A 20,795-nucleotide genomic window follows, 5' to 3' on the forward strand; every position below is an offset into this window, starting at 1 on the left:
TGAACGCGACGGCGCTCAAGGCCGGAACCGTGCTGCGTGTCGGCCTCGAGGTTCACGGCGATACCGCCAAGGTCGTGCGCACCAGTGTCTACGACCGGACCCAGCACATCGTCACCATCGCGCTCGACGATCGCGGCCAGTATGTGCCCGCGCAGGAGCCGGATCCAAACCCCGAATTGCTGACGGCCTTCGATGATTCGTCGGCGCCGGTGGTGGTGCGCGGCAACCTGCCCAATGTCTATGACGGCATCTATCGCGCCGCCTATTCCTACGGCATGTCCAAGGCGATGACGAAGCGGCTGATCAAGCTGCTGGCGTCCGACGTCGACTTCCAATCCCGCCTCAACCCCGCCGATCGCATCGAAGTCCTGTTCTCGCAGCCCGATGGCGACGACCAGACCTCGGACAGCTCCGAGCTTCTCTACGTCTCGGCGACGTTCGGCGGCCAGACGCGCAATTTCTACCGCTTTCAGATGCGGGACGGCGGCACCGACTATTTCGACGAGGACGGCTCGAGCGCCGAGCAGTTCCTGTTGCGCAATCCCCTGCCCGCCGGGAAATTCCGCTCCGGTTTCGGCGCACGCAAGCATCCGATCCTCGGCTATGTCCGCATGCACACCGGCGTCGACTGGTCCGCGCCGATCGGCACGCCGATCATCGCCGCCGGCAACGGCACTGTCGAGAAGGTTGGCTGGGCCGGCGGCTATGGCAAACAGATCATCATCCGTCATGCCAATGGCTATGAGACGTCCTACAATCACCAGAGCGCTTTTGCCAAAGGCATCGAACCGGGAGTGCACGTGCGCCAGGGCCAGACCATCGGCTTTCTCGGCCAGACCGGCCTCGCCACCGGTCCGCATCTTCACTACGAGCTGATCGTCAACGGCACCAAGGTCGATCCGATGCGGGTCCGCTTGCCGGTCGGCAAGGTGCTCAAGGGCGATGACCTCGTCGCCTTCAAGCGTGAACGCGAGCGGATCGACGAACTGCTGAAGCAGGAAGACAGCGATTCGCTGAAAGTTGCGAGCGCCAAGATAGACGGTTGATCGGTCGGCTTTTTAGCCCTGCGGATTCTCGACGCGCCGCGACCATGGCAGCCGCTCACCGGAAATGGTCATCCAGGCGATAACAGCCGCAAGCAGGCAAAGCAGCGCGGTCACCGAAGAGACGGCGGCAAACGCAGCGTCGCTGGCGGCGAGCCTTGCCGCATCGACGGTGGGCGCAAGTCCAACCGTCGCAGGCTCGCCAAAACCTGGAACGCCGGGCGTTGCATTGCCATCCAGTGCATTCGCGTAGACCCAGGCGGCGAGCGAACCCATCGCCGCCACCGCGATCAGACCACCAATGCGCGAGACGGCATTGTTGATGCCGGAAGCCGCACCCGTATCCTTGTCTTCCACCGCCGTCATGATCGCCGTCGACAATGGCGACACCACCAGCGCCATGCCGAGCCCCATCAGCGCCATCAGCGGGAATGTTCCTGTCCAGAAATTGTGGATGCCGGCATGGGTGAGCAAGGCAAGTCCGGCAAAGGCGAAAGCCACGACGAGGCTGCCGCAGGCAATCGGAAAACGCGGGCCGATCCGATCCGACAGCTGGCCGACCGGTCCAGACAAAAGTGCGATCGACCCCGACAGCGGCAGGAAGATGAAGCCGACCTCGGCCGTGCTCAGTCCCCAGCCGGCGATCAGCAGCATCGGCAGATAGAAAAGATTGGCCGACAGCGCGAAATAAAGGAAGAACGTCGCGACATTGGCGCCGGCGAAAGCGCCGACGCGAAACAGGCTGAGGTCGATCATCGGCTCACGCTGCCGAAACTCGAAGACGATGAAGACCGCCAGCAATACGACGCCGGCGGCAATGCTCGGCCCGGCCATGTGGCCCTCGCCGCTGGCGCTCATCGAGGTCAGCCCATAGGCGAGCGCGCCGAAAGCCAATGTCGCGAGCGCGGCACCGCCGAGATCCAGGCTGCGTTTCTCCGTCGGCGCGTCGGCTGGAACCTTGGCCAGCAGAAGAGAGATCGAGATCAGGCCGAGCGGCAGGTTGATGGCAAAGATCGCCCGCCAGATGCCGTCGCCAAAAGCTGACAGCACGAAGCCGCCGAGCACCGGACCAAGTGCTGTGGTCAGCGCCGAAGCCGCCGCCCAGATGCCGATGGCGCGGCCGCGTTCCTTTTTCGGGTAGGCCTTGGCGATGATGGCGAGACTGCCGGGCACCATGATTGCCGCACCAATGCCCTGGACGGCACGAAATGCGATCAGCACCACCGCATTCGGCGCCAGCGCACAGGCAAGCGAAGCGACAATGAACAGCGCAATGCCTGCCACGAAGGCGCGGCGCAGGCCGAATCGATCGCCGGCAGCGCCGCCAGCGAGGATCAGCGCCGAGAGCGTCAACGCATAGGCATTGGAAATCCACTGTGCCTCGGCCAGGCTGGCGCCGAGGTTGACGCGGATCGCCGGCGTGGCGATGGCCAGGATCGAACCGTCGATGAAGCCGAGCGCCGAGGCCAGAATTGCCGCGATCAACACAAATCGCCGCTGCGATTGCGGACAGAACGTTCCATTCGTGACCGGGCTGGTCAGCGGGACGGCGGCACCTTCAGTGGGTGAATGCATGGAACCTTGCTTAGACCTCCAGCACACCGGCAACAACCGGCCAGTGGCTTGCTGTCCTTGAAACCAGCCAGTTGACCAGGGTCGCACCCTATCCGAATGCAAACCGCGGCGGCCGTGCTAGGTTTTCCGGAAAGGTGCAGGCGGGGAGACATCGATGAAGCGGCCACTTGAAGCATCGGCGGAGGGACGCGGCCGTATCGTCGGCATCACCGACGGCGTATTCGCCATCGCGCTCACTCTGATCGTTCTCGAAATCAGGGTGCCGGCGCACGAGGCGATCCATTCCGAACGCGAGCTGCTCGCCGCGATCGCTGCACTGGCGCCGCGCTTCCTGACTTATGCCTTGAGCTTCCTGACGCTGACCATCTTCTGGTTCGGCCAGCAGGCGCAGCATGGTCTGATCGCCAAGTCCGACAGACGGCTTGCCACGCTGAACCTCAGCTTTCTCGCTTTTATCGCCCTGCTGCCGTTCTCGACCGACCTGCTGGCCGACTTCCTCGAGTTCAGAACCGCGGTGCTGGTCTACTGGCTCAATCTGCTGATGCTCGGCGTCACGCTGTTCGCCAGCTGGCGCTATGCGGAGAAAAACGGCTTCCTGGCAGAGGATGTCGACGCGGATACCAAACGCACGGTCTATCTGCGCATCGTCAGGCGCAGATCCTGTGGGCGCTCGGCGCCGCACTCTCACTCATCAGTCCCTTGCTGAGCATCGGCTTCATCCTGGTCGTGCAGTTGGTCTATGCCGCCGCACTTCGGAGTTCACTGCTGCGCAAGGTCATCGGCTGAAGGTCCCCCGACAAACTCCACCGTCACACCCGGCGAAACCAGTTTGGCTAGTTCCCGCGCATCCCAGTTGGTCAGGCGCACGCAGCCATGGCTTTCGGTCTTGCCGATCTTCGATGGGTCCGGGGTGCCGTGGATGCCGTAGGTCGGCTTGTCCAGGGCGATCCAGACCGATCCGACGGGGCCGTTCGGGCCCGGCGGAATGGTCAGGACCTTGTCGTTCTGGCCCTGCTTGAAATTGATGCTTGGGTTGTAGGTGTAGTTCGGATCGAGCGCGACGCGCGACACCGCGTGCGTGCCGGACGGCGACGGCGTATCCGACGAACCGATGGTGGCGGGATAGGCTGCCACCAGCTTACCGCCGGCATCATAGGCGAAAGCCTCTTTCTTGTCCTTGTCGGCGACGATGCGGGCAACCGGCGTCGAGACCAGCCTGCCGAAATTGGCAACCTTGATGATCGTGCCGGGGCGATTGAAGTTGACGTCCGGGTTGAGCGCCTTGAGGTAATTCTCGTCCATGTGGAAGCGCTCCGCCAGCGCCTCGGTCACCGACGTGTAGCCCATGCGATCGAGCTGCGCCTTCTGGCTGTAGTCTTCAGGGATCGAGGCGACATAGGGACCGGCCGCATCTTCCGGCGTGATGGTGTAGTTGGCGAAGGCATCGCCGCCGGATTGCGCAAGTGCCTCCTGGATGCCGACCGCATCGGTCGATCGCAGATTACTGCCGGTGATCTGGTTGTAGGCGGCGAGTGCCTTGTCGACATTCGAACCGAAACGCCCGTCGATGACGCCAGGCGAAGCGCCGCCGCGGTCGAGCAGCACCTGAAGTGCGGCGACATCCTGGCGCGCTCCCAGCGAAAGCGCCGGGGCAACAGTGGTCTTGTCGCCAGCCTTCGGCGGCAGCGCCGCCTGATCGGCTGGCGCGGCCTCTTCGGATTCCGGTTGGGCAGGGTCTATCGAAGCCTCGTTCAGCGGCTGGCGCTTGATCGTACCCGGCTTTGCCGGCTGCGGCGCGTCTGGATAATTGTTGTCGTAGCTGCCATCGTCCTGCGGTGCAGGCGGATAGGCTTCCACGGAATTGTCCCCATAGGGATCGTATTCGTCCGCCGGCGGCGGGATAACCCGGCCTTCCTCTTCCAACTGCTTGCGGCGGAACCGCGCCATGTCTTCCGGATCGTCGAGATAGTAGCGATCGTTGCCGTCGGGGGCGCGGCCCAACTCGCGCAGACGTGTCTCTCGACGCAACGCGCGACGGTCGAGCCGGGTCTGCGGCGGCTGGATGGCGATGACCTTGCCGGTATCGGCGTCGACGATGACGCGATTGCCCCTGGCGTCGTAGTAGATGTCCAGATTGCCGTCCTGGGCGAGCAGGATGCCGCCATCATTGGCGGCACGGACAATCGGCGGTGCGCTGTCCTGTGTCGGCGTGGCGAGCGCGCCTGAAAAGGGCATCCCGGCTGCAAGGGCCGAAAGGGTCAAGATCGTGCGGAACATGGTAGCCAAACTCTCCGGTCCGTAATTGCCGCCGCCCGGCAGTGTCCCTGCAAGGCGAACCCCATCGCCAGCAAACCAGTTACCCACCATATGGTTCCAACATGAACCGGGCATGAAGATGGCGCTTTTCCGGCGCCTCGAGGAATATTAGCTAGCTTGCGGCAAGTCCCAATTCCTTGCGCGCCTGCCTGGTCAACTTCAGGGCGACAAGGCGATGGCTCTCGCGCAGATAGTCCTTCAGCGCAGCATCATCCATGCTCTGGCTTGTCCGACGCTGGATCCACGTCATGCCGCGCGAGGCAAGGTAGGGCGCGGGCCGCAGGCCCGGCTGCTCCTTGAGCACATCATAGGCGATATCAGAGCATTTGAAGGTGACGAAGAGCTGCTGGCCCTGGTCCCAGCCGCCGATCGCGAAGACCTTGGCTCCGACCTTCCAGACATGAGCGCCGCCCCATTGGACGACGTGGCTCGTAGAGGGCAGCGAGGCGCAGAAGCTGTTGTAGTCGTCCAGCGTCATCCGCGCCCCACGTTTGTATGAAAAAGTCGCGCGTCCAGTTGGACGCGCGGCTTTGGATCAGGCTGCCGCTTCCGCCGCGACGATCGTCGGCTTCGAGCGGAAGTTGAGCCGGTCGGAGCCGGCGGTGACCTTGACGGTCGAGCCGTCGAGGATGTCGCCGAGCAGGATCTTCTCTGCCAGCGGATCCTGCAATTCCTTCTGCATCACCCGCTTCAGCGGCCGCGCGCCATAGGCCGGATCGTAGCCCTTGGCCGCCAGCCAGTCGACCGCCTCCTGATCCAGCGACAGCGTGATCTTGCGGTCGACAAGCAGGCTCTCCAGCCGCTTGAGCTGGATCTCGACGATGCGGCCCATATCCTGCCGGCGCAGCCGGTGGAACAGGATCACCTCGTCGACGCGGTTGAGGAACTCCGGCCGGAACGACGCCTTGACGACATTCATCACCTCGTCGCGAACCTGGTCGACATCCTGATCCTCGCCGAGATTGACGAGATATTCGGCGCCCAGGTTCGACGTCATGATGATCAGCGTGTTGCGGAAGTCGACGGTGCGGCCTTGACCGTCTGTCAGGCGGCCGTCATCGAGCACCTGCAACAGCACGTTGAACACATCGGGATGCGCCTTTTCGATCTCATCGAACAGCACGACCTGATAGGGCCTGCGCCGCACAGCCTCGGTCAACGCGCCGCCTTCCTCATAGCCGACATAGCCGGGAGGCGCGCCGATCAGCCGGGCGACCGAGTGCTTTTCCATGAACTCCGACATGTCGATGCGCACCATCGCGCTCTCGTCGTCGAACAGGAAGCTCGCCAGCGCCTTGGTCAGTTCGGTCTTGCCGACGCCCGTCGGTCCGAGGAACATGAACGAGCCGATCGGCCTGTTCGGGTCCTGCAGGCCCGCGCGGGCGCGCCGCACCGCTTTGGAAACGGCTTGCACCGCCTCGCCCTGGCCGACGACGCGCTTGCCGATCTCGTCTTCCATGCGCAGCAGCTTGTCGCGCTCGCCCTGCAGCATCTTGTCGACCGGAATGCCGGTCCAGCGCGAGACGATATGGGCGACGTGGTCTGGAGTGACCACCTCTTCGACCATGCCGACTTTGCCGTCCTGGGCCTCGGCCTCTTTCAGCTTCTTTTCCAGTTCCGGGATCTTGCCATAGGCAAGCTCGCCGGCGCGCTGAAATTCACCCTTGCGCTGGGCAATGGCGAGGTCGTTGCGCGCCTCGTCAAGCTGCTTCTTGAGATCGGCGGCCAACCCGAGCTTCTGCTTCTCGGCCTGCCACTTGGCGGTGATCTCGGTCGATTCCTCCTCGAGGCCGACGAGCTCCTTTTCCAGGCGGGCGAGCCGGTCCTTCGAGGCATCGTCAGTCTCGACCTTCAGCGCCTCGCGCTCGATCTTGAGCTGCATGATGCGGCGATCGATCTCGTCCAGCGCCTCGGGCTTGGAATCGACCTGCATGCGCAGCCGCGATGCGGCTTCGTCGACAAGGTCGATCGCCTTGTCCGGCAGGAAGCGGTCGGCGATGTAGCGGTTGGACAGCGTCGCCGCCGCCACCAGCGCCGAATCCGAGATACGCACCTTGTGGTGCTGCTCGTATTTTTCCTTCAGGCCGCGCAGGATCGAAACGGTGTCTTCCACCGTCGGCTCGTCGACGAACACCGGCTGGAAGCGGCGGGCAAGGGCTGCATCTTTCTCGACATGCTTGCGATATTCATCGAGCGTGGTGGCGCCGACGCAGTGCAGTTCGCCGCGTGCCAGCGCCGGCTTCAGGAGGTTAGACGCATCCATGGCACCCTCGGCCTTGCCGGCGCCAACCAGCGTGTGCATCTCGTCGATGAAGAGGATGATCCCGCCAGCGGCAGAGGTGACTTCCGAAAGCACGGCCTTCAGCCGCTCCTCGAACTCGCCGCGGTATTTGGCGCCGGCAATCAGCGCGCCCATGTCGAGCGCCATCAATTGCTTGTCCTTCAACGATTCCGGCACGTCGCCATTGACGATGCGCAGCGCCAGGCCTTCGGCGATCGCCGTCTTGCCGACACCTGGCTCGCCGATCAGCACCGGATTGTTCTTGGTGCGGCGCGACAGCACCTGGATTGTGCGACGGATCTCGTCGTCCCGACCGATGACCGGATCGAGTTTGCCGGCACGGGCATCCGCGGTCAGGTCACGCGCGTATTTCTTCAACGCGTCATAGCCCTGTTCGGCGCTCGCCGAATCGGCGGTGCGGCCCTTGCGGAGGTCATTGATGACCTGGTTGAGCGCCTGCGCTGTGACGCCGCCCTTGGCCAGGATGTCGGCGGTCTTGGCCGACTTTTCCATGGCGAGCGCCTGCAAGAGCCTCTCGACCGTGACAAAGCTATCGCCGGCTTTTTTGGCCAGTTCCTCGGCGGTCGAAAACACTTTTGCCAGCGGCTGCGCCAAGTAGAGCTGGCCATTGCCGCCCTCGACCTTGGGCATCGCCTCGAGCGCCGTTTCGACGCCAAGCTTGACGTCACGGACGTTGCCGCCGGCGCGTTCGATCAGCGAAGCGGCCAGGCCCTCGTCGTCGTCGACGAGCACTTTCAAGATGTGTTCGGGGGTGAACTGCTGGTGGTTGCGGGAGAGCGCCATGGTCTGCGCGGACTGGATAAAGCCGCGCACGCGCTCGGAGTATTTCTCAAGGTTCATATCTGTCTCCTTCCATCACCGGCCCGCTTTGCGGCACCAGATCAGATTGCGGTGACGAATCCGCCCATTCGAGCCGGATCCTGTTCAGCCGAAATATGGTGCATAGGCCATGCTGTCTCAAGACGCCTTGATGTCGGTCAAAGCATAATATTCCATCGCAGCGCAAAATAAAAACGGCGGAGATTTCTCCCCGCCGCTCAACGTCTTGAAGTGTCGTTCTATCAGTTGTCGATATCGACAACGACCGGTTTAGCATTGCCGCTGTCGACCGGGGACGCAGCAGCCTCACCGGCCTCGGCATTATCGCCGCTGCCGTCAACCTGATCGGCATTGACGCGCGGACGGCGCGGGCGGCGCGGGCGACGGGCAGCACCGCTTTCGGCAGCCGCCTCGTTGAGCTCGGCCTGGGCGGCAAGACCTGCCGGCGACAGGATCTCGAACAACGGAGCCGGCTCGACCGCGGCAACGGACTCGGGCGGCGATGCGGCTTCGCCCTGGATCGGGGTCTCGTTGCTCTGGGGTTGACCACCTTGCTCGGCGGACGAACCGAAGTCGCGCTGGCCGTTCTGGCCGTAACCGGCATTGGGGCGACGATCGCGATGGCGTGCGCCATTGTTGTCGCGGCCACCATTGTTGCGCCCGCTATTGTCGCGCCCGGCGTTGTCGCGCCCGGCGTTGTCGCGATTGTCGCGGCCACCTTCCCGGTTGAGCGCAACCTCGGCCGGCACGCCTTCGATGACCGGCTGCGGGCCGGCGCCATGGTTGATCACCGGCACATGGGCGTCGGAAACAGCGCTGCTGTTGTTGCCAGCATTGTCGAAATCGTCGCGATCCTCGTCGCCGTCATCGTCGAAATCATCGCGATTCTGTTGCGCGTTCTGGATCGGCATCTGCGCCTGCGCGGCCGCGATGATGCGATTGTAATGCTCGGCGTGCTGGAGATAGTTCTCCGCCATGACCCGATCGCCGGAGCTGTGCGCATCACGGGCAAGGGTGGCGTATTTTTCGGCGATCTGCTGAGCCGAACCGCGGATCTTCACGTCCGGGCCATTGCTCTCGTAGTTGCGCGTCAGGGGGTTTGGTCCCTTGCGGTTGTTGTTGTTATTATTGTTATTGTTACCACCGCCGCCGCCACTGTTGTTGCGACCGCGCATGCGCCTGTTCTGCTGTTGTGGCCTCATCAAACTCTCTTCATTTTGAAATTTTCGTAAAACTCTTCACGAACGGAGGCGCTCATGCAGCCAGCCGTTTCGTCTCTTCACCGGCGTTCGCCCGCATCGATTGCGTTGGCGCCACGTGCCATCCTGTTCCGGTTACATCACTTGCCGGACGATTCCCGCACGAAGCTTGGGCATCGTTTGCGCAAGAAGGCAGCTATTTCCAAGGAAAACCGAATCGCTAAGAGCACTGCCTGCTTCGTCTCATCCGGTTAAGGCGACCCTAGCCGTATTCCCCGGCATTGCCAAGCGCTTTTTTGCACTGCGTCAAGGCTTTATCGCTTCAAAGACAATAACCCTGTCGTTTCCGCCGAGGTCACGAAAAGCGCCCCTCGGAACATAGCCGGCCGCAGCGAATATCTCGCGGACCTCATTGTGCTGCGTGTGGCCGATCTCGACCGCAATCCTGCCTTCAGTTTCCAAAAACCTCGCCGCCTCCGCGGCGATGATCCTGTAGGGGTTCAGACCGTCCGCGCCGCCATCCAAGGCCAAGCACGGGTCGAAATTGCGGACTTCGTCCTGCAGATTTCCAATGTCTTCGGAAGGTATATAGGGAGGGTTTGCGACAATTACATGGTACCGGCCGAAAACTTTTTCGAACCAGTCCGACTGAAGCGCCGTGAACCGGCCTACAAGGCCCAGTTGCCCGGCATTGCGGGCCGCCGTCGCCAACGCGCCCGCGGACAGATCAACGCCGGTGGCCTTAGCTGTCGGCACGGCGCTGAGCAGCGCCAGTGCAATGGCGCCGGTGCCGGTGCCAAGATCGAGGATGCGGCATTCGCCTTCCTGGACTGCCACGGCCCTGACAAAAGGCAGCATCGCCTCGACCAGCGTTTCGGTATCCGGCCGCGGCTCCAGCGTTTCCGGCGACAGCGACAGGCGCAAACCGTAGAATTCACGATAGCCGAGGATACGGTGCACCGGCTCGCCGCCGGCGCGGCGTCGCAAGGCGGCATCGATTTCGGCAACAAGACCAGCGTCGACTTTGCGTTCGGGGTCCGCGATGGCTTGTGTGCGCGTCGTGCCGGAAAAATGCTCGACGATCAGCCTCGCATCGAGCGCCGGATCATCGACCGCGGCGGCGGCAAGCCGAGCCTGCGCTTCCCGCAGCAACTGCCCCAGCGCTTTGGGCAGTTGATCAGCCATCGATGCCGATGTCGGCGAGCAGCTTCGACTGGTGATCGGCGATCAGCGCGTTGATGATCTCGTCGAGTTCGCCCATCATCACCCGGTCGAGTTTGTAGAGCGTCAGGTTGATGCGGTGGTCGGTGACACGGCCTTGCGGGAAATTATAGGTGCGGATGCGTTCCGAGCGGTCACCGGAACCGACCTGTGACTTGCGCGATTCGGAGCGCTCCTCGTCCGCCTTGCCGCGCTCGAGGTCATAGAGCCGGGCACGCAGGATCTGCATCGCCTTGGCGCGGTTCTGATGCTGCGATTTCTCTGCCTGCACCACCATGATGCCGGTCGGCAAATGGGTGATGCGGACAGCGGAATCCGTCGTGTTGACGTGCTGGCCGCCCGAACCCGAGGCGCGCATCGTGTCGATGCGGATGTCTTCGGGCCTGATGTCGATGTCGACCTCTTCGGCTTCGGGCAGCACCGCGACGGTTGCCGCCGACGTGTGGATGCGCCCGCTCGCCTCGGTCGCCGGCACGCGCTGCACGCGGTGCACGCCCGATTCGAATTTCAGATGCGCAAAGACGCCCTTGCCCGACACCGTGGCGATGATTTCCTTGTAGCCGCCAGCATCGCCATCGCTGGCTGAGGCCGTCTCGAAACGCCAGCCGCGTCCGGCGGCGTAGCGCTCATACATGCGAAACAGGTCGCCGGCAAAAAGCGCCGCCTCATCGCCGCCGGTGCCAGCGCGGATTTCAAGAATGGCGTTCTTGTCGTCGGCGGCATCCTTGGGCAGCAGCAGGATCTGGATGTCCTTCTGCAGCGCCTCGATGCGTTCCTCGACCTCCGGCAGATCGGCCTCGGCGAGCGCCCGCATCTCGGCATCGGTACCCTTGTCGGCAAGCATGGCTTCGAGGTCGGCCTGCTCATGCTCGGCCAGGCGCAGTGCCCTGACCTTGGCCACCATGTCCTGGATTTCGGCATATTCGGACGCCATGCGCACATAGGCATCAGCCGCCGGGCCAGCCGACATCTGCGCTTCGAGCATCTCGAAACGCTTGACGACTTGATCCATACGATCGCGGGGCAGGTTGACCATGATGAGGCTGCTACAATGGAATCGAACGGTCGTCGGCAAAAGCCTGCAGCAGCGCCCGCATCGGCAAGCCCTGCGCCGGCGCCATCAGATTGTGGTCGAAGAACGCCTCCAACTCATCCAGCGGCAGTTCCGTCAGCATCGCCTTGACCGGGCCGATCGAGGCCGGCGACATCGAGATCGAGCGGAAGCCGAGGCCGATCAGCGCCATCGCCGAGATCGGCTTGCCGGCGAGCTCGCCGCACAGGGTCACCGGCGTGTGATTGCGGACGCCGGCATCGGCGATCTGCTTCAGGACGCGCAGGAACGGCGCCGACAGCGTGTCGAACCGGTTGGCCAGTTGCGTGTTGCCGCGGTCGACGGCCATGACGAACTGGAACAGATCGTTCGAACCGACCGAGACGAAGTCGACCGCCTTCATCAATTCATCGAGCTGGAACAGTAGCGACGGCACTTCCAGCATGGCGCCCAGCTTCAGGCTGGTCGGCAAATGATGGGCGAAGCGCGACAGATGCCGCACTTCGCGGTCGATGATCTCGCGCGCCTGGGCGATCTCGCCAAGTTCGGTCACCATCGGCAGCATCAGCTTGAGCTCGCGCCCGCCACTGGCTTTGAGCAAGGCGCGGATCTGGGTGCGCAGCAACCCAGGCCGGTCAAGCGTCAGGCGAATCGCCCGCCAGCCGAGCGCCGGGTTCTCTTCCTGGATCGCGCCCTTGAAATAGGGCAGCACCTTGTCCCCGCCAATATCGATTGTGCGGAAGGTGACCGGCTTGCCGCGCGCCGCCTCGAGCACGTCACGGTAGAGCTTTTCCTGGGCCTCGGCACGGGGAAATGTCGAGGCGACCATGAATTGCAGTTCGGTGCGGAACAGGCCGATGCCGGCCGCGCCCGCTTCGGCCAGTTGCGGCAGGTCGACGGCAAGGCCGGCATTCATCAACAGGTCGACCTGGACACCGTCCCTGGTCATCGACGGTTTCTTGCGCAGTTCACGATAGACCTCTTGCCGGCGCGCCCGGAAACGCACCTTTTCGGCATAGGCGGCTTCGAGATCGGGCTGCGGCCGCAAATGGATCACGCCCTCTTCGCCGTCGACGATGATGGCGTCGCCGTTTTCCGCCATGGAAACGGCCCCCTTCATCTGGCCAGCGACGGGGATGCCCATGGCGCGCGCGACGATGACGACATGGCTGGTCGCCGCACCATCCTCGAGCACCAGCCCGCGCATCTTGTCCCTGGGATAGTCGAGCAGCTCGGCGGCGCCCATGGAGCGGGCGACGATGATGGCGTCTTTCGGCAGCGATGCGGCAATATCCTCCGGCCCGCGCCCCATCAACTGGCGCAGCAGCCGGTTGGCGAGATCGTCGAAATCGCTCATCCGCTCACGCAGATAGGGATCGGTCATGTGCAGCATGCGGGCGCGCATGTCGCTCTGCACCTTTTCCACGGCTGCTTCCGCCGTCAGGCCGTTGCGGATCGCCTCTTCCAGCCGGCGCACCCAGCCGCGGTCGTTGGCGAACATGCGATAGGCTTCCAGAACCTGGCGATGCTCGCCCTCGAAGGCGACGTCGCGGCGTTCGAGCATGTCGTCGATCGAGAGCCTGAGCGAGCCGAGCGAGGTCTCAAGCCGGCGGACTTCTTCCTCGCTGTCCTCGTTGAACAGATTGGTGACGACGATGCGAGGCTCGTGCAGCACGACATGGCCAAGCCCGACGCCGTCATTGAAGGACAGGCCGGTGAAGCTGACCGGACGGCGCAAATCGAGTTCGAGGCCGGGCCTGGTCAGCCGCGCCAGATCGCCGGTGGCGATCATCTCGGCGATCACCATCGCCGTGGTTTCCAGCGCCTCGACCTCGTCGTCGCGGTAGTGGCGCATGGTCTTGTTCTGCACAACAAGCACGCCCAGCGTGCGCCCTGCCCGCAGCACCGGCACGCCGAGGAAGGAGTTGTAGATCTCTTCCCCGGTCTCCGGCAGATAGGCGAAAGCCGGATGTTCCTGGGCGTTGGAAAGGTTGAGCGGACGTGCACTGGCCGCGATGGTGCCGACCAGGCCTTGCCCCAGCCGCAACTGCGCCAGGTGGACGGCGTTCGGGTTCAGACCTTCGGTGGCGTAGAGTTCGAGCACCGAATCGGCGCGCAGCACATAGAGCGAGCACACTTCGGCGACCATGTTGGAGGCGATGTCGCGCACGATCCGGTCAAGCCGCTCCTGCGGCTCCAGCGGCTCCTGCATGAGCTCGCGGAGCCGTTTCAGCAAAACGCGTGGGCCACTGGCCTGATCACGCATCGCGGCTTCTTCTCCAATGGGCATCCTGCCCGCCGCAGTTTCCACTGCGACCGGCGCACACGCAACAACTCAAATCGTTCTCGCTACTGCTTATCCAGACCGTAGACGGAATGCAAAGTACGAACCGCAAGTTCGGTGTACGGACCGTCGATCAGGATCGAAATCTTGATCTCGGAGGTCGTGATGGCGCGGATATTGATCGACTTGTCGGCCAGCGCCTTGAAAGCGGTGGCGGCGACGCCGGCATGGCTCCTCATGCCGATGCCGATGACCGAAACCTTCGACATGCCGGCTTCCGACTGCACGACATCGTAGCCGATCGACGCCTTGAGGCGCTCGAGCACGGCCAGCGCCTTGTCGACATCGCCCGACGGCACGGTGAAGGTCATGTCGGTGAACTTGCCGTCCTCGGAAATGTTCTGGACGATCATGTCGACATTGATGTTGGCCTCGGCCAGCGGACCGAAGATGCCGGCGGCAACGCCCGGCCGGTCGCCGACCCGGCGCAGCGAAATCTGCGCCTCGTCCTTGGCATAGGCAATTCCGGTGACGACCTGCTGTTCCACGATCTCTTCCTCGTCGCAAATGAGCGTTCCGGGCGGATTGAGCAAATCCCCCATTCCGGGCGCGTCGGGATCGTCGAAGGACGACCGCACGAAGGTACGCACCCTGTGCACCATGGCAAGCTCGACCGAACGCACCTGCAGTACCTTGGCGCCGAGCGAGGCCATTTCAAGCATTTCCTCGAACGAGATCTTGGCCAGCCGCCGCGCCTTGGGCTCCATGCGCGGATCGGTGGTGTAGACCCCGTCGACGTCGGTGTAGATGTCGCAACGATCGGCCTTGACCGCCGCGGCGATGGCTACCGCACTGGTGTCGGAGCCGCCGCGGCCAAGCGTGGCGATGCGATTGTCCGGGCCGATGCCCTGGAAACCGGCGATCACCGCCACCTGGCCCTCGCCGAAGCGCTTGATCAGGAAGGCGCCATCGATGTCGAGGATGCGCGCCGCGCCATGCGCATTGTCGGTCTTGATCGGGATCTGCCAGCCCTGCCAGGAGCGTGCATGCACGCCCATGTTCTGCAAGGTGATCGCCAGAAGGCCGGCCGTGACCTGTTCGCCGGAAGCGACGACCGCGTCATATTCGCGTGCGTCGTGCATCGGCGAGGCTTCGCGTGTCCAGCCAACCAGTTCATTGGTCTTGCCGGCCATCGCCGAAACGACCACCGCCACCTCATGGCCGGCTTCGACCTCGCGTTTGACGTGACGCGCCACATTGCGGATGCGGGCGATGTCGGCGACGGAGGTCCCGCCGAATTTCATCACGATGCGCGCCATGGAAGCGAAATGCCTTTGACTGAAGCCGAATCCCAGCCAAAACAGCGGGAATCCCGAATAGTGGAATGCCGGCTGACGCCGGCCGTTGAATGCGCGGCCTCCTTAGCCAAATGATGAAGGTTTCGCAAGGCTGGCGGCGGATTGCAGGCTTCAAGAAGGCGGCATATCGCGTACCACCCTGCCGTCGCCTACGAAATGCTGCCCGTGAGGAATTCCTTTTGGTCCGGTATTACAGATGATTGCTGGTCTTCGACGCGCCATGCGATGGCAATCGCTCCCGCTTGTCATTGGCTTCGTGGTGTTGGCGCTGATCGTCGGCAGCCGTGCCGTGCTGGTCGAAGGCCAGCGAGCCAACCGCGCCGCCGCGCGCGAGGCAATCGAATATCAGGAATTGCTTTCCGGCCGGCGTGAAACCAAGATTGACGTCGACAAGGCCGGCGACGTCCTGCTGTGGTTCACCATTCAGCATCTACAGGCCGTCGGTACTCCTTCGATCGCATAGCGCAACTAGCGCTGCCGAGAAAGCCGTCGATCCGCTCCGCTCGCGTGTGCCAGCCGGCATCGCAATCCACCTCGTAGGCAAGGCAGCACGGCTTGCCGTCCTGGATAACGATGGCTTGCCCCTTGAGCCTATGCCCGCCATCGGTCTGCCAAAGCACGCAGGCATCGTGACCCTCCACGTCCAGCCGACGCCAAAGGATCGAAGCCACCATAGCTGTCATCGTCACCTCCTCGAATTCAAAACGATGCTCTCTCTTTCGCCGGCCGGGCCAATTGTGTTTCACCGCGGCGTTGTCAGCTGACATGCCCTGACAGAATCCGGCTCCCCTCCGGCCGAGGAAAATTGTTGCCTTGACATTCGCGGCTCCACGCCCGACTTCCTAGCGCTCGAGGAGACCAACCGATGCCAGAGCCCCGACGATCGACGATCGATGCCGGAGAAGTGGAACGCTTTTCCGCCCTTGCCGCCGAATGGTGGAACCCGAACGGCAAGTTCCGCCCCCTGCACAAATTCAATCCGGTCCGGCTGTCCTATATCCGCGACCAGATAGCGACGCGCTTCGGCCGCGATCCGCGCGCTGCAAGGCCTTTCGAGGGCCTGCGCATCCTCGACATCGGCTGCGGTGGCGGCCTTTTGTGCGAGCCGATGGCGCGGCTTGGCGCCGACGTTGTGGGAGCGGATGCCTCCGAAACAAACATCGAAGTGGCCAAGCTCCACGCTGCCGAGGGCAATGTCAGCGTCGACTATCGCGCCACGACAGCCGAAGACCTTGCCGACGCTGGCGAAAAATTCGACGTCATCCTCAACATGGAAGTGGTCGAGCATGTCGCAGACATCGACCTGTTCGTCGCCAAATGCGGCGCCATGGTCGGGCCCGGCGGCATCATGTTCGTGGCCACGATCAACCGCACGCTGAAGGCGCTCGGGCTGGCCATCATCGGCGCCGAATATGTGCTGCGCTGGCTGCCGCGGGGCACCCACCAGTTCGGCAGACTGGTGCGCCCGGAAGAGCTCGAAAAGGCGCTTGGCGGCGCCGGCCTGACCATCATCGACCGCACCGGAGTCACCTACAATCCGCTTGCCGACCGCTGGGCGCGGTCGAAGGACATGGACGTCAACTACATGGTCCTGGCGGAAAAAGGCTCGGTCTGATCCTGTTCAGAATCGAGCGGCTGATAGCCGCCGCGCCAGTAGATCACCTTGGGCGGCTCGGCCGACACCCGGTGGCGAAGAGAGCCGGCGCCGGCTGAGGCGCAAGCGCGCTCACGCTGCCTGGCTTTGTGCCTTCCTGCTGGGCTGACTTTGCGCCATGGTGGTGATGAACACACCGGCGATGATGATGAGTGCGCCCGCCCAGGTCAGCAGCTGATAGTGCTCGCCAAGGAAGATGGTGCCGGCAAACAGGCCGACGGCCGCCGCCACATAGCCGATCTGGCTGAGATAGACCGGACCGCCAACCGCCTGCAGCCTAAAGAAAAAGGCGAACATCGCCGATGCCGACGCAGCCTGCGCGACGACGACCAGCGGCACGCCACCGAGGGGAGCGAAGGCCTTGACGCCGAACAGGGCGAGAATGCCGACAAACAGCATCGCCGCCGACGCCAAATGGCTGCCTACGGCAAGCTCGATCGGGCCGGTGCCTTCCGGCCAGGCGACCGTGCGGTAGATGTTGCCGGCGGCCAGGCTGACCGGAATGAGCAGCCCCATCACCACCCAGAACAAATCGGCCGGTTGGCCGGCCTCGCCGCGAGTGACCGCCACCATGACGGCGCCGACAAAGCCGACGGCGATGCCGACAATCCCCAGAATGTTGGGGCGCCGGACACGCAACAGGATCGAGAACACCAGTGTGATGACAGGCGACAGTGTGAACATGATGCCGGTGTAGCCGGCGCCCAGATGCGGGATGGCCGAGAACATCAGCAGATTGGGGACGGCATAGGACACCGCCGCGGTGACGAAGAAATAGCGCAATTTGTGCGCGGTGAGCCGGACGCGCTGACCGCGAGCCAAGAGCACGCACAGCAAGACGCCGCCGGCGCCGAGCGAAATGACCAAGGCCCAGACCATGGCCGGAACGCCGGCAGCCGTGGCGACCTTACCGAACGGCAGTGTCAGGCCGAGCAGGCCGCCGGTGACGACCAGCAGGCCGAGCGCCGAATCCCAGAGAAGTTTCATCATCGAACCCTGTCGCGCGCGGCCCTTGGCCAGCATTGCATCTTGCGATAAGATAACGAAAAGATTCTTAACGTCAAGATATATGATGGTGAGACAATTGGACAGGGCAGCAAGAGCGATTGAGCAATGGAAGCGGGAGCGGCCCGATCTGGATGTCTCGCCGATGGCCGTGCTCGGGCGGCTGAACGAGGCCTCCTCGCTGATCGCCCGCGAGCGCCTGGCGCCGTTGTTTGCCCGTTATGGATTGCAGTCGGGAGAGTTCGATGTGCTGGCGACACTGCGGCGCTCGGGATCACCTTACGCGCTGACGCCGACCGCTCTCTATGAAGCGACAATGGTCACATCGGGTGCGATGACCAACAGGCTCGACCGGCTCGAAACGTCCGGATTGATCCTGCGCGGGCCGCACCCCAACGATCGGCGCGGCATTGTCGTGCGGTTGACTGAAAAGGGTCTCGCTTTGATCGACGAGGCGATCACTGCCCACGTTGCCAATGAGCACGAGGTTCTCGCGGGCCTTACACAGGCGGAACGGGAAACGCTGTCCCGTCTGCTTGAGAAATTGATCGGCAGCGTGAGTTGACTTCTCAGTTGCGGTCGTCCGGAAACACCGGAATCGGCATGAACTCGACGCCGTCCTCGGCCAGGCTCTTGGCCTCGTCCAGCGTCGCTTCACCATAGATGCCGCGCGCGTCGCTTTCACCGAAATGGATTTTTCGCGCTTCCTCGGCGAACTTGTCGCCGACATAGTCGGCATTCTCGCGCACCTTCTCGGCCATCGCCTTCAGCTGCGCCAAAGCCTGCTTCTGCGCCTCGCCCATGGCGAGCGCTATCGTTTCCTGCTTGCGCGCCGTGGAAACCGCCGGCGCCATCAGCGCTTTCTGCACCTTGTGCGAGCCACAGGTCGGGCAGTCGACAAAGCCGCGCTTCTTCTGGGTGTCGAAATCGTCATTGCTACGAAACCAGCCTTCGAATTCGTGCTCGTGCTCGCAGATGAGGGCAAAACGGATCAAGAGGCTGCACCCCTGAGCCGCGGCGCCTCGCCCAAGCCGGCATTGACGGCGAAATCCCGCGCATTTTTGAGGTTGGGAATCTTCTTGCGCGCGGCAAGCGACTGCGTCGGGTCGATCTCGGCGACGATCACCGCCGGCTCGTCATGCGCGGCTTCGGCGATGATACGGCCCCACGGATCGACGATCAGCGAATGACCGTAGGTCTCGCGGCCATCTTCATGCAGGCCACCTTGCGCGGCAGCGACGACATAGGCGCCGTTCTCGATGGCGCGGGCCCTGAGCAGCACGTGCCAGTGCGCCTCGCCCGTCTGGCGGGTGAAGGCAGCCGGTACCGAAAGCAGATCTGCGCCGGCCAGTGCCTCGGCGCGGAACAATTGCGGGAACCGCAAATCGTAGCAGACCGCGAAACCCAGTTTCGCGCCGTCGAGGTCGGTAACGACGGCCTCGGTGCCCGGTTCATAGGCGGCGGATTCACGCCACGACTCGCCATTGTCGAGATCGACGTCGAACATGTGGATCTTGTCGTAGGTGGCGAGCGTGGCGCCGTCCGGGCCGAACAGCAGTGCTCGGTTGGCGAGCTTGCCATCCGCACGCAGGATGGCGGTCGAGCCTATATGCAGGAAGACGCCGAGCTCCTTGGCCAGCTTGCGCGCGGTCGAAACGACGATGTCCTTGTCCTCCGAGGTGAAGGAGGCGGCGCGCGCTTGCTTGTCGCGGATCAGCGCGCCGGTCATTTCCGGCGTCTGTATATAGATCGCGCCCAGGCTTGCGGCTTCACGCACCAGCCGTTCGAGATCGACCGCGTTGCGCTCGGGGCTCTCGCCTGAACGCATCTGGATCGCAGCCGCCTTGAAAACACCCATCGTCATATCCTCAAATAGTCGCGCCGTTGGCGAGCAGTTTGTCCAGCCGGCCTTCGGCCTCCAGCTCGTGGAGGTCGTCGCAGCCGCCGACATGCGTATCGCCGATGAAAATCTGCGGAAAGGTCGAGCGGCCGTGGGCGCGGGAGATCATCTCCTGGCGCAGTTCCGGCGAGAAGGAGGCATCGTGCTCGGTAAAGGCGACGCCCTTGCGCTCGAGCAGCCGCTTGGCTGCCGTGCAATAGCCGCACATCATGCGGGTGTAGATGGTGACATCGGCCATGACGAATTTCCGCTGTTCGTTACCGACTTATATAGTCGCGGACTCGTCCGCCCGAAAGTCCCCCGGCAACACACGGGCAAAGGTCAGCACGTCGACGGCGGCCGCACCTCCCCTTTTCAATGCCTTCGTGGCGGAACGCACGGTGGCGCCGGTGGTGTAGACGTCGTCGATCAAGAGCACCCTGCGGCCGGCAATCTCGATTTCCGCCTCGGCGGGCACCCGGAAGGCCGCCCGCACATTCTCCTCGCGTTCCTGCCGCTCCAGCCCAACCTGCTGGCGGGTGAGTTTTACGCGCCGCACCGCCGAGGGAGCGAAGGGCAATTCACTGAGCGCCGAGACCGCCCTCGCCAGTTCCGCCGATTGGTTGAACCGCCGCCTGAAAAAGCGCCGCCAGTGCAGCGGCACCGGCACCACCACATCCGCCTCGGCGATGAGATCAGCACCCGCGCGCACCATCCAGCGCGCCATCCATGGCGCGAGATCAGTGCGGTCCTGGTATTTCAGCCCTTGCACCATCTGGCGGGCGACGCCGGAATAGGCCACCGCCGCCCGCGCGCGCTCGAAGGGCGGCGGATCGGCAATTGTTTCGGCCGACAGAAAGCCTTCGCCCATATGGTGGGTGAACGGCGTGCCCATCACCGGGCACCATGGCCGTTCCAGCAGTCTGAGCTTCGGCCAGCAGGCGCCGCACAGCACGCCGGGCTGCGAGACATGCCGGCGGCAACCGGCGCAGACCGGCGGAAACAGGATGCGCGCCGGCCAGCCGAGGGCCGATCGGGCGAAACGCTTGATCTCGATGGGCTTGATCTTGGACATCGGATCGGCCACGT

General features: G+C 63.6%; 20 protein-coding genes (1 of these 20 running past the window's edge). 5 read left to right on the top strand and 15 right to left on the bottom strand.

The genetic code is table 11. The features are described from left to right. Nucleotides 1–1,046, top strand: the 3' portion of a protein-coding gene (locus ASD99_RS12305) for a M23 family metallopeptidase (RefSeq protein WP_057143893.1). Its footprint begins 922 nt before the window's first position; only the last 1,046 of its 1,968 coding nucleotides appear in the window; the start codon falls outside the window, past its left edge; the stop codon is at nt 1,044–1,046. A 12-nt stretch (nt 1,047–1,058) separates the two neighbouring features. On the opposite strand, the gene ASD99_RS12310 is transcribed toward ASD99_RS12305, so the two are convergent. Beyond that, entirely contained in the window at nt 1,059–2,618 is a 1,560-nt protein-coding gene (locus tag ASD99_RS12310; protein ID WP_057143828.1) for an MFS transporter, read from the bottom strand. Nucleotides 2,619–2,772: 154 nt separating this feature from the next. On the opposite strand from ASD99_RS12310, the gene ASD99_RS12315 reads away from it, so the two are divergent. Continuing rightward, entirely contained in the window at nt 2,773–3,324 is a 552-nt protein-coding gene (locus tag ASD99_RS12315; RefSeq protein ID WP_244497709.1) for a TMEM175 family protein, read from the top strand. A 53-nt stretch (nt 3,325–3,377) separates the two neighbouring features. On the opposite strand, the gene ASD99_RS12320 is transcribed toward ASD99_RS12315, so the two are convergent. From ASD99_RS12320 to ASD99_RS12355, 8 genes are all read right to left on the bottom strand, one after another. Then, on the bottom strand, nt 3,378–4,895 hold the full coding sequence (locus ASD99_RS12320; RefSeq protein WP_057143829.1) for a L,D-transpeptidase family protein: 1,518 nt from the start codon (nt 4,893–4,895) through the stop codon (nt 3,378–3,380). Nucleotides 4,896–5,046: 151 nt separating this feature from the next. Then, nucleotides 5,047–5,412 (bottom strand): MmcQ/YjbR family DNA-binding protein, encoded by a 366-nt coding sequence (locus ASD99_RS12325; protein WP_056583439.1) that lies wholly within the window; start codon nt 5,410–5,412, stop codon nt 5,047–5,049. A gap of 57 nt (nt 5,413–5,469) precedes the next feature. Continuing rightward, on the bottom strand, nt 5,470–8,076 hold the full coding sequence (gene clpB, locus ASD99_RS12330; protein WP_056583442.1) for an ATP-dependent chaperone ClpB: 2,607 nt from the start codon (nt 8,074–8,076) through the stop codon (nt 5,470–5,472). A gap of 221 nt (nt 8,077–8,297) precedes the next feature. After that, a complete protein-coding gene (locus ASD99_RS12335; protein ID WP_057143830.1) occupies nt 8,298–9,257 on the bottom strand; it encodes a DUF4167 domain-containing protein in 960 nt (319 codons plus the stop codon). A gap of 303 nt (nt 9,258–9,560) precedes the next feature. After that, a complete protein-coding gene (prmC, locus tag ASD99_RS12340; RefSeq protein WP_057143831.1) occupies nt 9,561–10,439 on the bottom strand; it encodes a peptide chain release factor N(5)-glutamine methyltransferase in 879 nt (292 codons plus the stop codon). Further along, nucleotides 10,432–11,511: a peptide chain release factor 1 gene (prfA, locus tag ASD99_RS12345; RefSeq protein ID WP_056583449.1), complete on the bottom strand. Its 1,080-nt coding sequence runs from the start codon at nt 11,509–11,511 to the stop codon at nt 10,432–10,434. Before prfA ends, prmC begins: the two co-directional genes overlap by 8 nt. Before the next feature lie 10 nt (nt 11,512–11,521). After that, nucleotides 11,522–13,792, bottom strand: a complete 2,271-nt coding sequence (gene ptsP / locus ASD99_RS12350) for a phosphoenolpyruvate--protein phosphotransferase (RefSeq protein WP_057143832.1) — start codon at nt 13,790–13,792, stop codon at nt 11,522–11,524. Between the two features lie 83 nt (nt 13,793–13,875). After that, nucleotides 13,876–15,129 (bottom strand): aspartate kinase, encoded by a 1,254-nt coding sequence (locus ASD99_RS12355; protein ID WP_057143833.1) that lies wholly within the window; start codon nt 15,127–15,129, stop codon nt 13,876–13,878. 301 nt (nt 15,130–15,430) lie between these two features. Between ASD99_RS12355 and ASD99_RS34650 the strand changes: the two genes are divergently transcribed. Continuing rightward, complete coding sequence (locus tag ASD99_RS34650; RefSeq protein ID WP_244482776.1) at nt 15,431–15,631, top strand: hypothetical protein; 201 nt, start codon at nt 15,431–15,433, stop codon at nt 15,629–15,631. On the opposite strand, the gene ASD99_RS34655 is transcribed toward ASD99_RS34650, so the two are convergent. Continuing rightward, a complete protein-coding gene (locus ASD99_RS34655) occupies nt 15,585–15,935 on the bottom strand; it encodes a putative glycolipid-binding domain-containing protein (RefSeq protein ID WP_320410766.1) in 351 nt (116 codons plus the stop codon). The genes ASD99_RS34650 and ASD99_RS34655 overlap by 47 nt on opposite strands. A 98-nt stretch (nt 15,936–16,033) precedes the next feature. On the opposite strand from ASD99_RS34655, the gene ubiG reads away from it, so the two are divergent. Continuing rightward, nucleotides 16,034–16,783: a bifunctional 2-polyprenyl-6-hydroxyphenol methylase/3-demethylubiquinol 3-O-methyltransferase UbiG gene (gene ubiG / locus ASD99_RS12365; protein WP_057143834.1), complete on the top strand. Its 750-nt coding sequence runs from the start codon at nt 16,034–16,036 to the stop codon at nt 16,781–16,783. A gap of 111 nt (nt 16,784–16,894) precedes the next feature. Here the strand turns inward: ubiG and ASD99_RS12370 are convergent, their stop codons facing one another. Beyond that, nucleotides 16,895–17,809 (bottom strand): DMT family transporter, encoded by a 915-nt coding sequence (locus tag ASD99_RS12370; protein ID WP_057143894.1) that lies wholly within the window; start codon nt 17,807–17,809, stop codon nt 16,895–16,897. 97 nt (nt 17,810–17,906) lie between these two features. On the opposite strand from ASD99_RS12370, the gene ASD99_RS12375 reads away from it, so the two are divergent. Continuing rightward, complete coding sequence (locus ASD99_RS12375) at nt 17,907–18,392, top strand: MarR family winged helix-turn-helix transcriptional regulator (RefSeq protein WP_056583877.1); 486 nt, start codon at nt 17,907–17,909, stop codon at nt 18,390–18,392. Between the two features lie 4 nt (nt 18,393–18,396). Here ASD99_RS12375 and ASD99_RS12380 read toward each other — a convergent pair whose 3' ends face one another. The 4 genes from ASD99_RS12380 to ASD99_RS12395 are packed head-to-tail and all read right to left on the bottom strand — an operon-like array spanning nt 18,397 to nt 20,793. Continuing rightward, complete coding sequence (locus ASD99_RS12380) at nt 18,397–18,822, bottom strand: DUF1178 family protein (protein WP_056583459.1); 426 nt, start codon at nt 18,820–18,822, stop codon at nt 18,397–18,399. Then, nucleotides 18,819–19,685, bottom strand: a complete 867-nt coding sequence (locus ASD99_RS12385) for a carbon-nitrogen hydrolase family protein (protein WP_082525299.1) — start codon at nt 19,683–19,685, stop codon at nt 18,819–18,821. The genes ASD99_RS12380 and ASD99_RS12385 overlap by 4 nt, the downstream gene beginning before the upstream one ends. Nucleotides 19,686–19,695: 10 nt before the next feature. Continuing rightward, on the bottom strand, nt 19,696–19,965 hold the full coding sequence (grxC, locus tag ASD99_RS12390; protein WP_056583465.1) for a glutaredoxin 3: 270 nt from the start codon (nt 19,963–19,965) through the stop codon (nt 19,696–19,698). Between the two features lie 27 nt (nt 19,966–19,992). Further along, nucleotides 19,993–20,793: a ComF family protein gene (locus ASD99_RS12395; protein ID WP_057143895.1), complete on the bottom strand. Its 801-nt coding sequence runs from the start codon at nt 20,791–20,793 to the stop codon at nt 19,993–19,995. Between the last annotated feature and the right edge of the window lie 2 nt (nt 20,794–20,795).

This window comes from Mesorhizobium sp. Root695 (assembly GCF_001428185.1).
Lineage (GTDB): Bacteria > Pseudomonadota > Alphaproteobacteria > Rhizobiales > Rhizobiaceae > Mesorhizobium.

What these genes read in the sequence shown, in the direction of transcription:
- prmC (WP_057143831.1), bottom strand. Translation starts at nt 10,439, where the DNA reads ATGGCTGATCAACTGCCCAAAGCGCTGGGGCAGTTGCTGCGGGAAGCG.
- ptsP (WP_057143832.1), bottom strand. Translation starts at nt 13,792, where the DNA reads ATGCGTGATCAGGCCAGTGGCCCACGCGTTTTGCTGAAACGGCTCCGC.
- clpB (WP_056583442.1), bottom strand. Translation starts at nt 8,076, where the DNA reads ATGAACCTTGAGAAATACTCCGAGCGCGTGCGCGGCTTTATCCAGTCC.
- ASD99_RS12310 (WP_057143828.1), bottom strand. Translation starts at nt 2,618, where the DNA reads ATGCATTCACCCACTGAAGGTGCCGCCGTCCCGCTGACCAGCCCGGTC.
- ASD99_RS12325 (WP_056583439.1), bottom strand. Translation starts at nt 5,412, where the DNA reads ATGACGCTGGACGACTACAACAGCTTCTGCGCCTCGCTGCCCTCTACG.
- grxC (WP_056583465.1), bottom strand. Translation starts at nt 19,965, where the DNA reads ATGGCCGATGTCACCATCTACACCCGCATGATGTGCGGCTATTGCACG.
- ubiG (WP_057143834.1), top strand. Translation starts at nt 16,034, where the DNA reads ATGCCAGAGCCCCGACGATCGACGATCGATGCCGGAGAAGTGGAACGC.
- prfA (WP_056583449.1), bottom strand. Translation starts at nt 11,511, where the DNA reads ATGGTCAACCTGCCCCGCGATCGTATGGATCAAGTCGTCAAGCGTTTC.
- ASD99_RS12315 (WP_244497709.1), top strand. Translation starts at nt 2,773, where the DNA reads ATGAAGCGGCCACTTGAAGCATCGGCGGAGGGACGCGGCCGTATCGTC.
- ASD99_RS34655 (WP_320410766.1), bottom strand. Translation starts at nt 15,935, where the DNA reads ATGTCAGCTGACAACGCCGCGGTGAAACACAATTGGCCCGGCCGGCGA.
- ASD99_RS12355 (WP_057143833.1), bottom strand. Translation starts at nt 15,129, where the DNA reads ATGGCGCGCATCGTGATGAAATTCGGCGGGACCTCCGTCGCCGACATC.
- ASD99_RS12320 (WP_057143829.1), bottom strand. Translation starts at nt 4,895, where the DNA reads ATGTTCCGCACGATCTTGACCCTTTCGGCCCTTGCAGCCGGGATGCCC.
- ASD99_RS12335 (WP_057143830.1), bottom strand. Translation starts at nt 9,257, where the DNA reads ATGAGGCCACAACAGCAGAACAGGCGCATGCGCGGTCGCAACAACAGT.
- ASD99_RS12385 (WP_082525299.1), bottom strand. Translation starts at nt 19,685, where the DNA reads ATGGGTGTTTTCAAGGCGGCTGCGATCCAGATGCGTTCAGGCGAGAGC.
- ASD99_RS12370 (WP_057143894.1), bottom strand. Translation starts at nt 17,809, where the DNA reads ATGAAACTTCTCTGGGATTCGGCGCTCGGCCTGCTGGTCGTCACCGGC.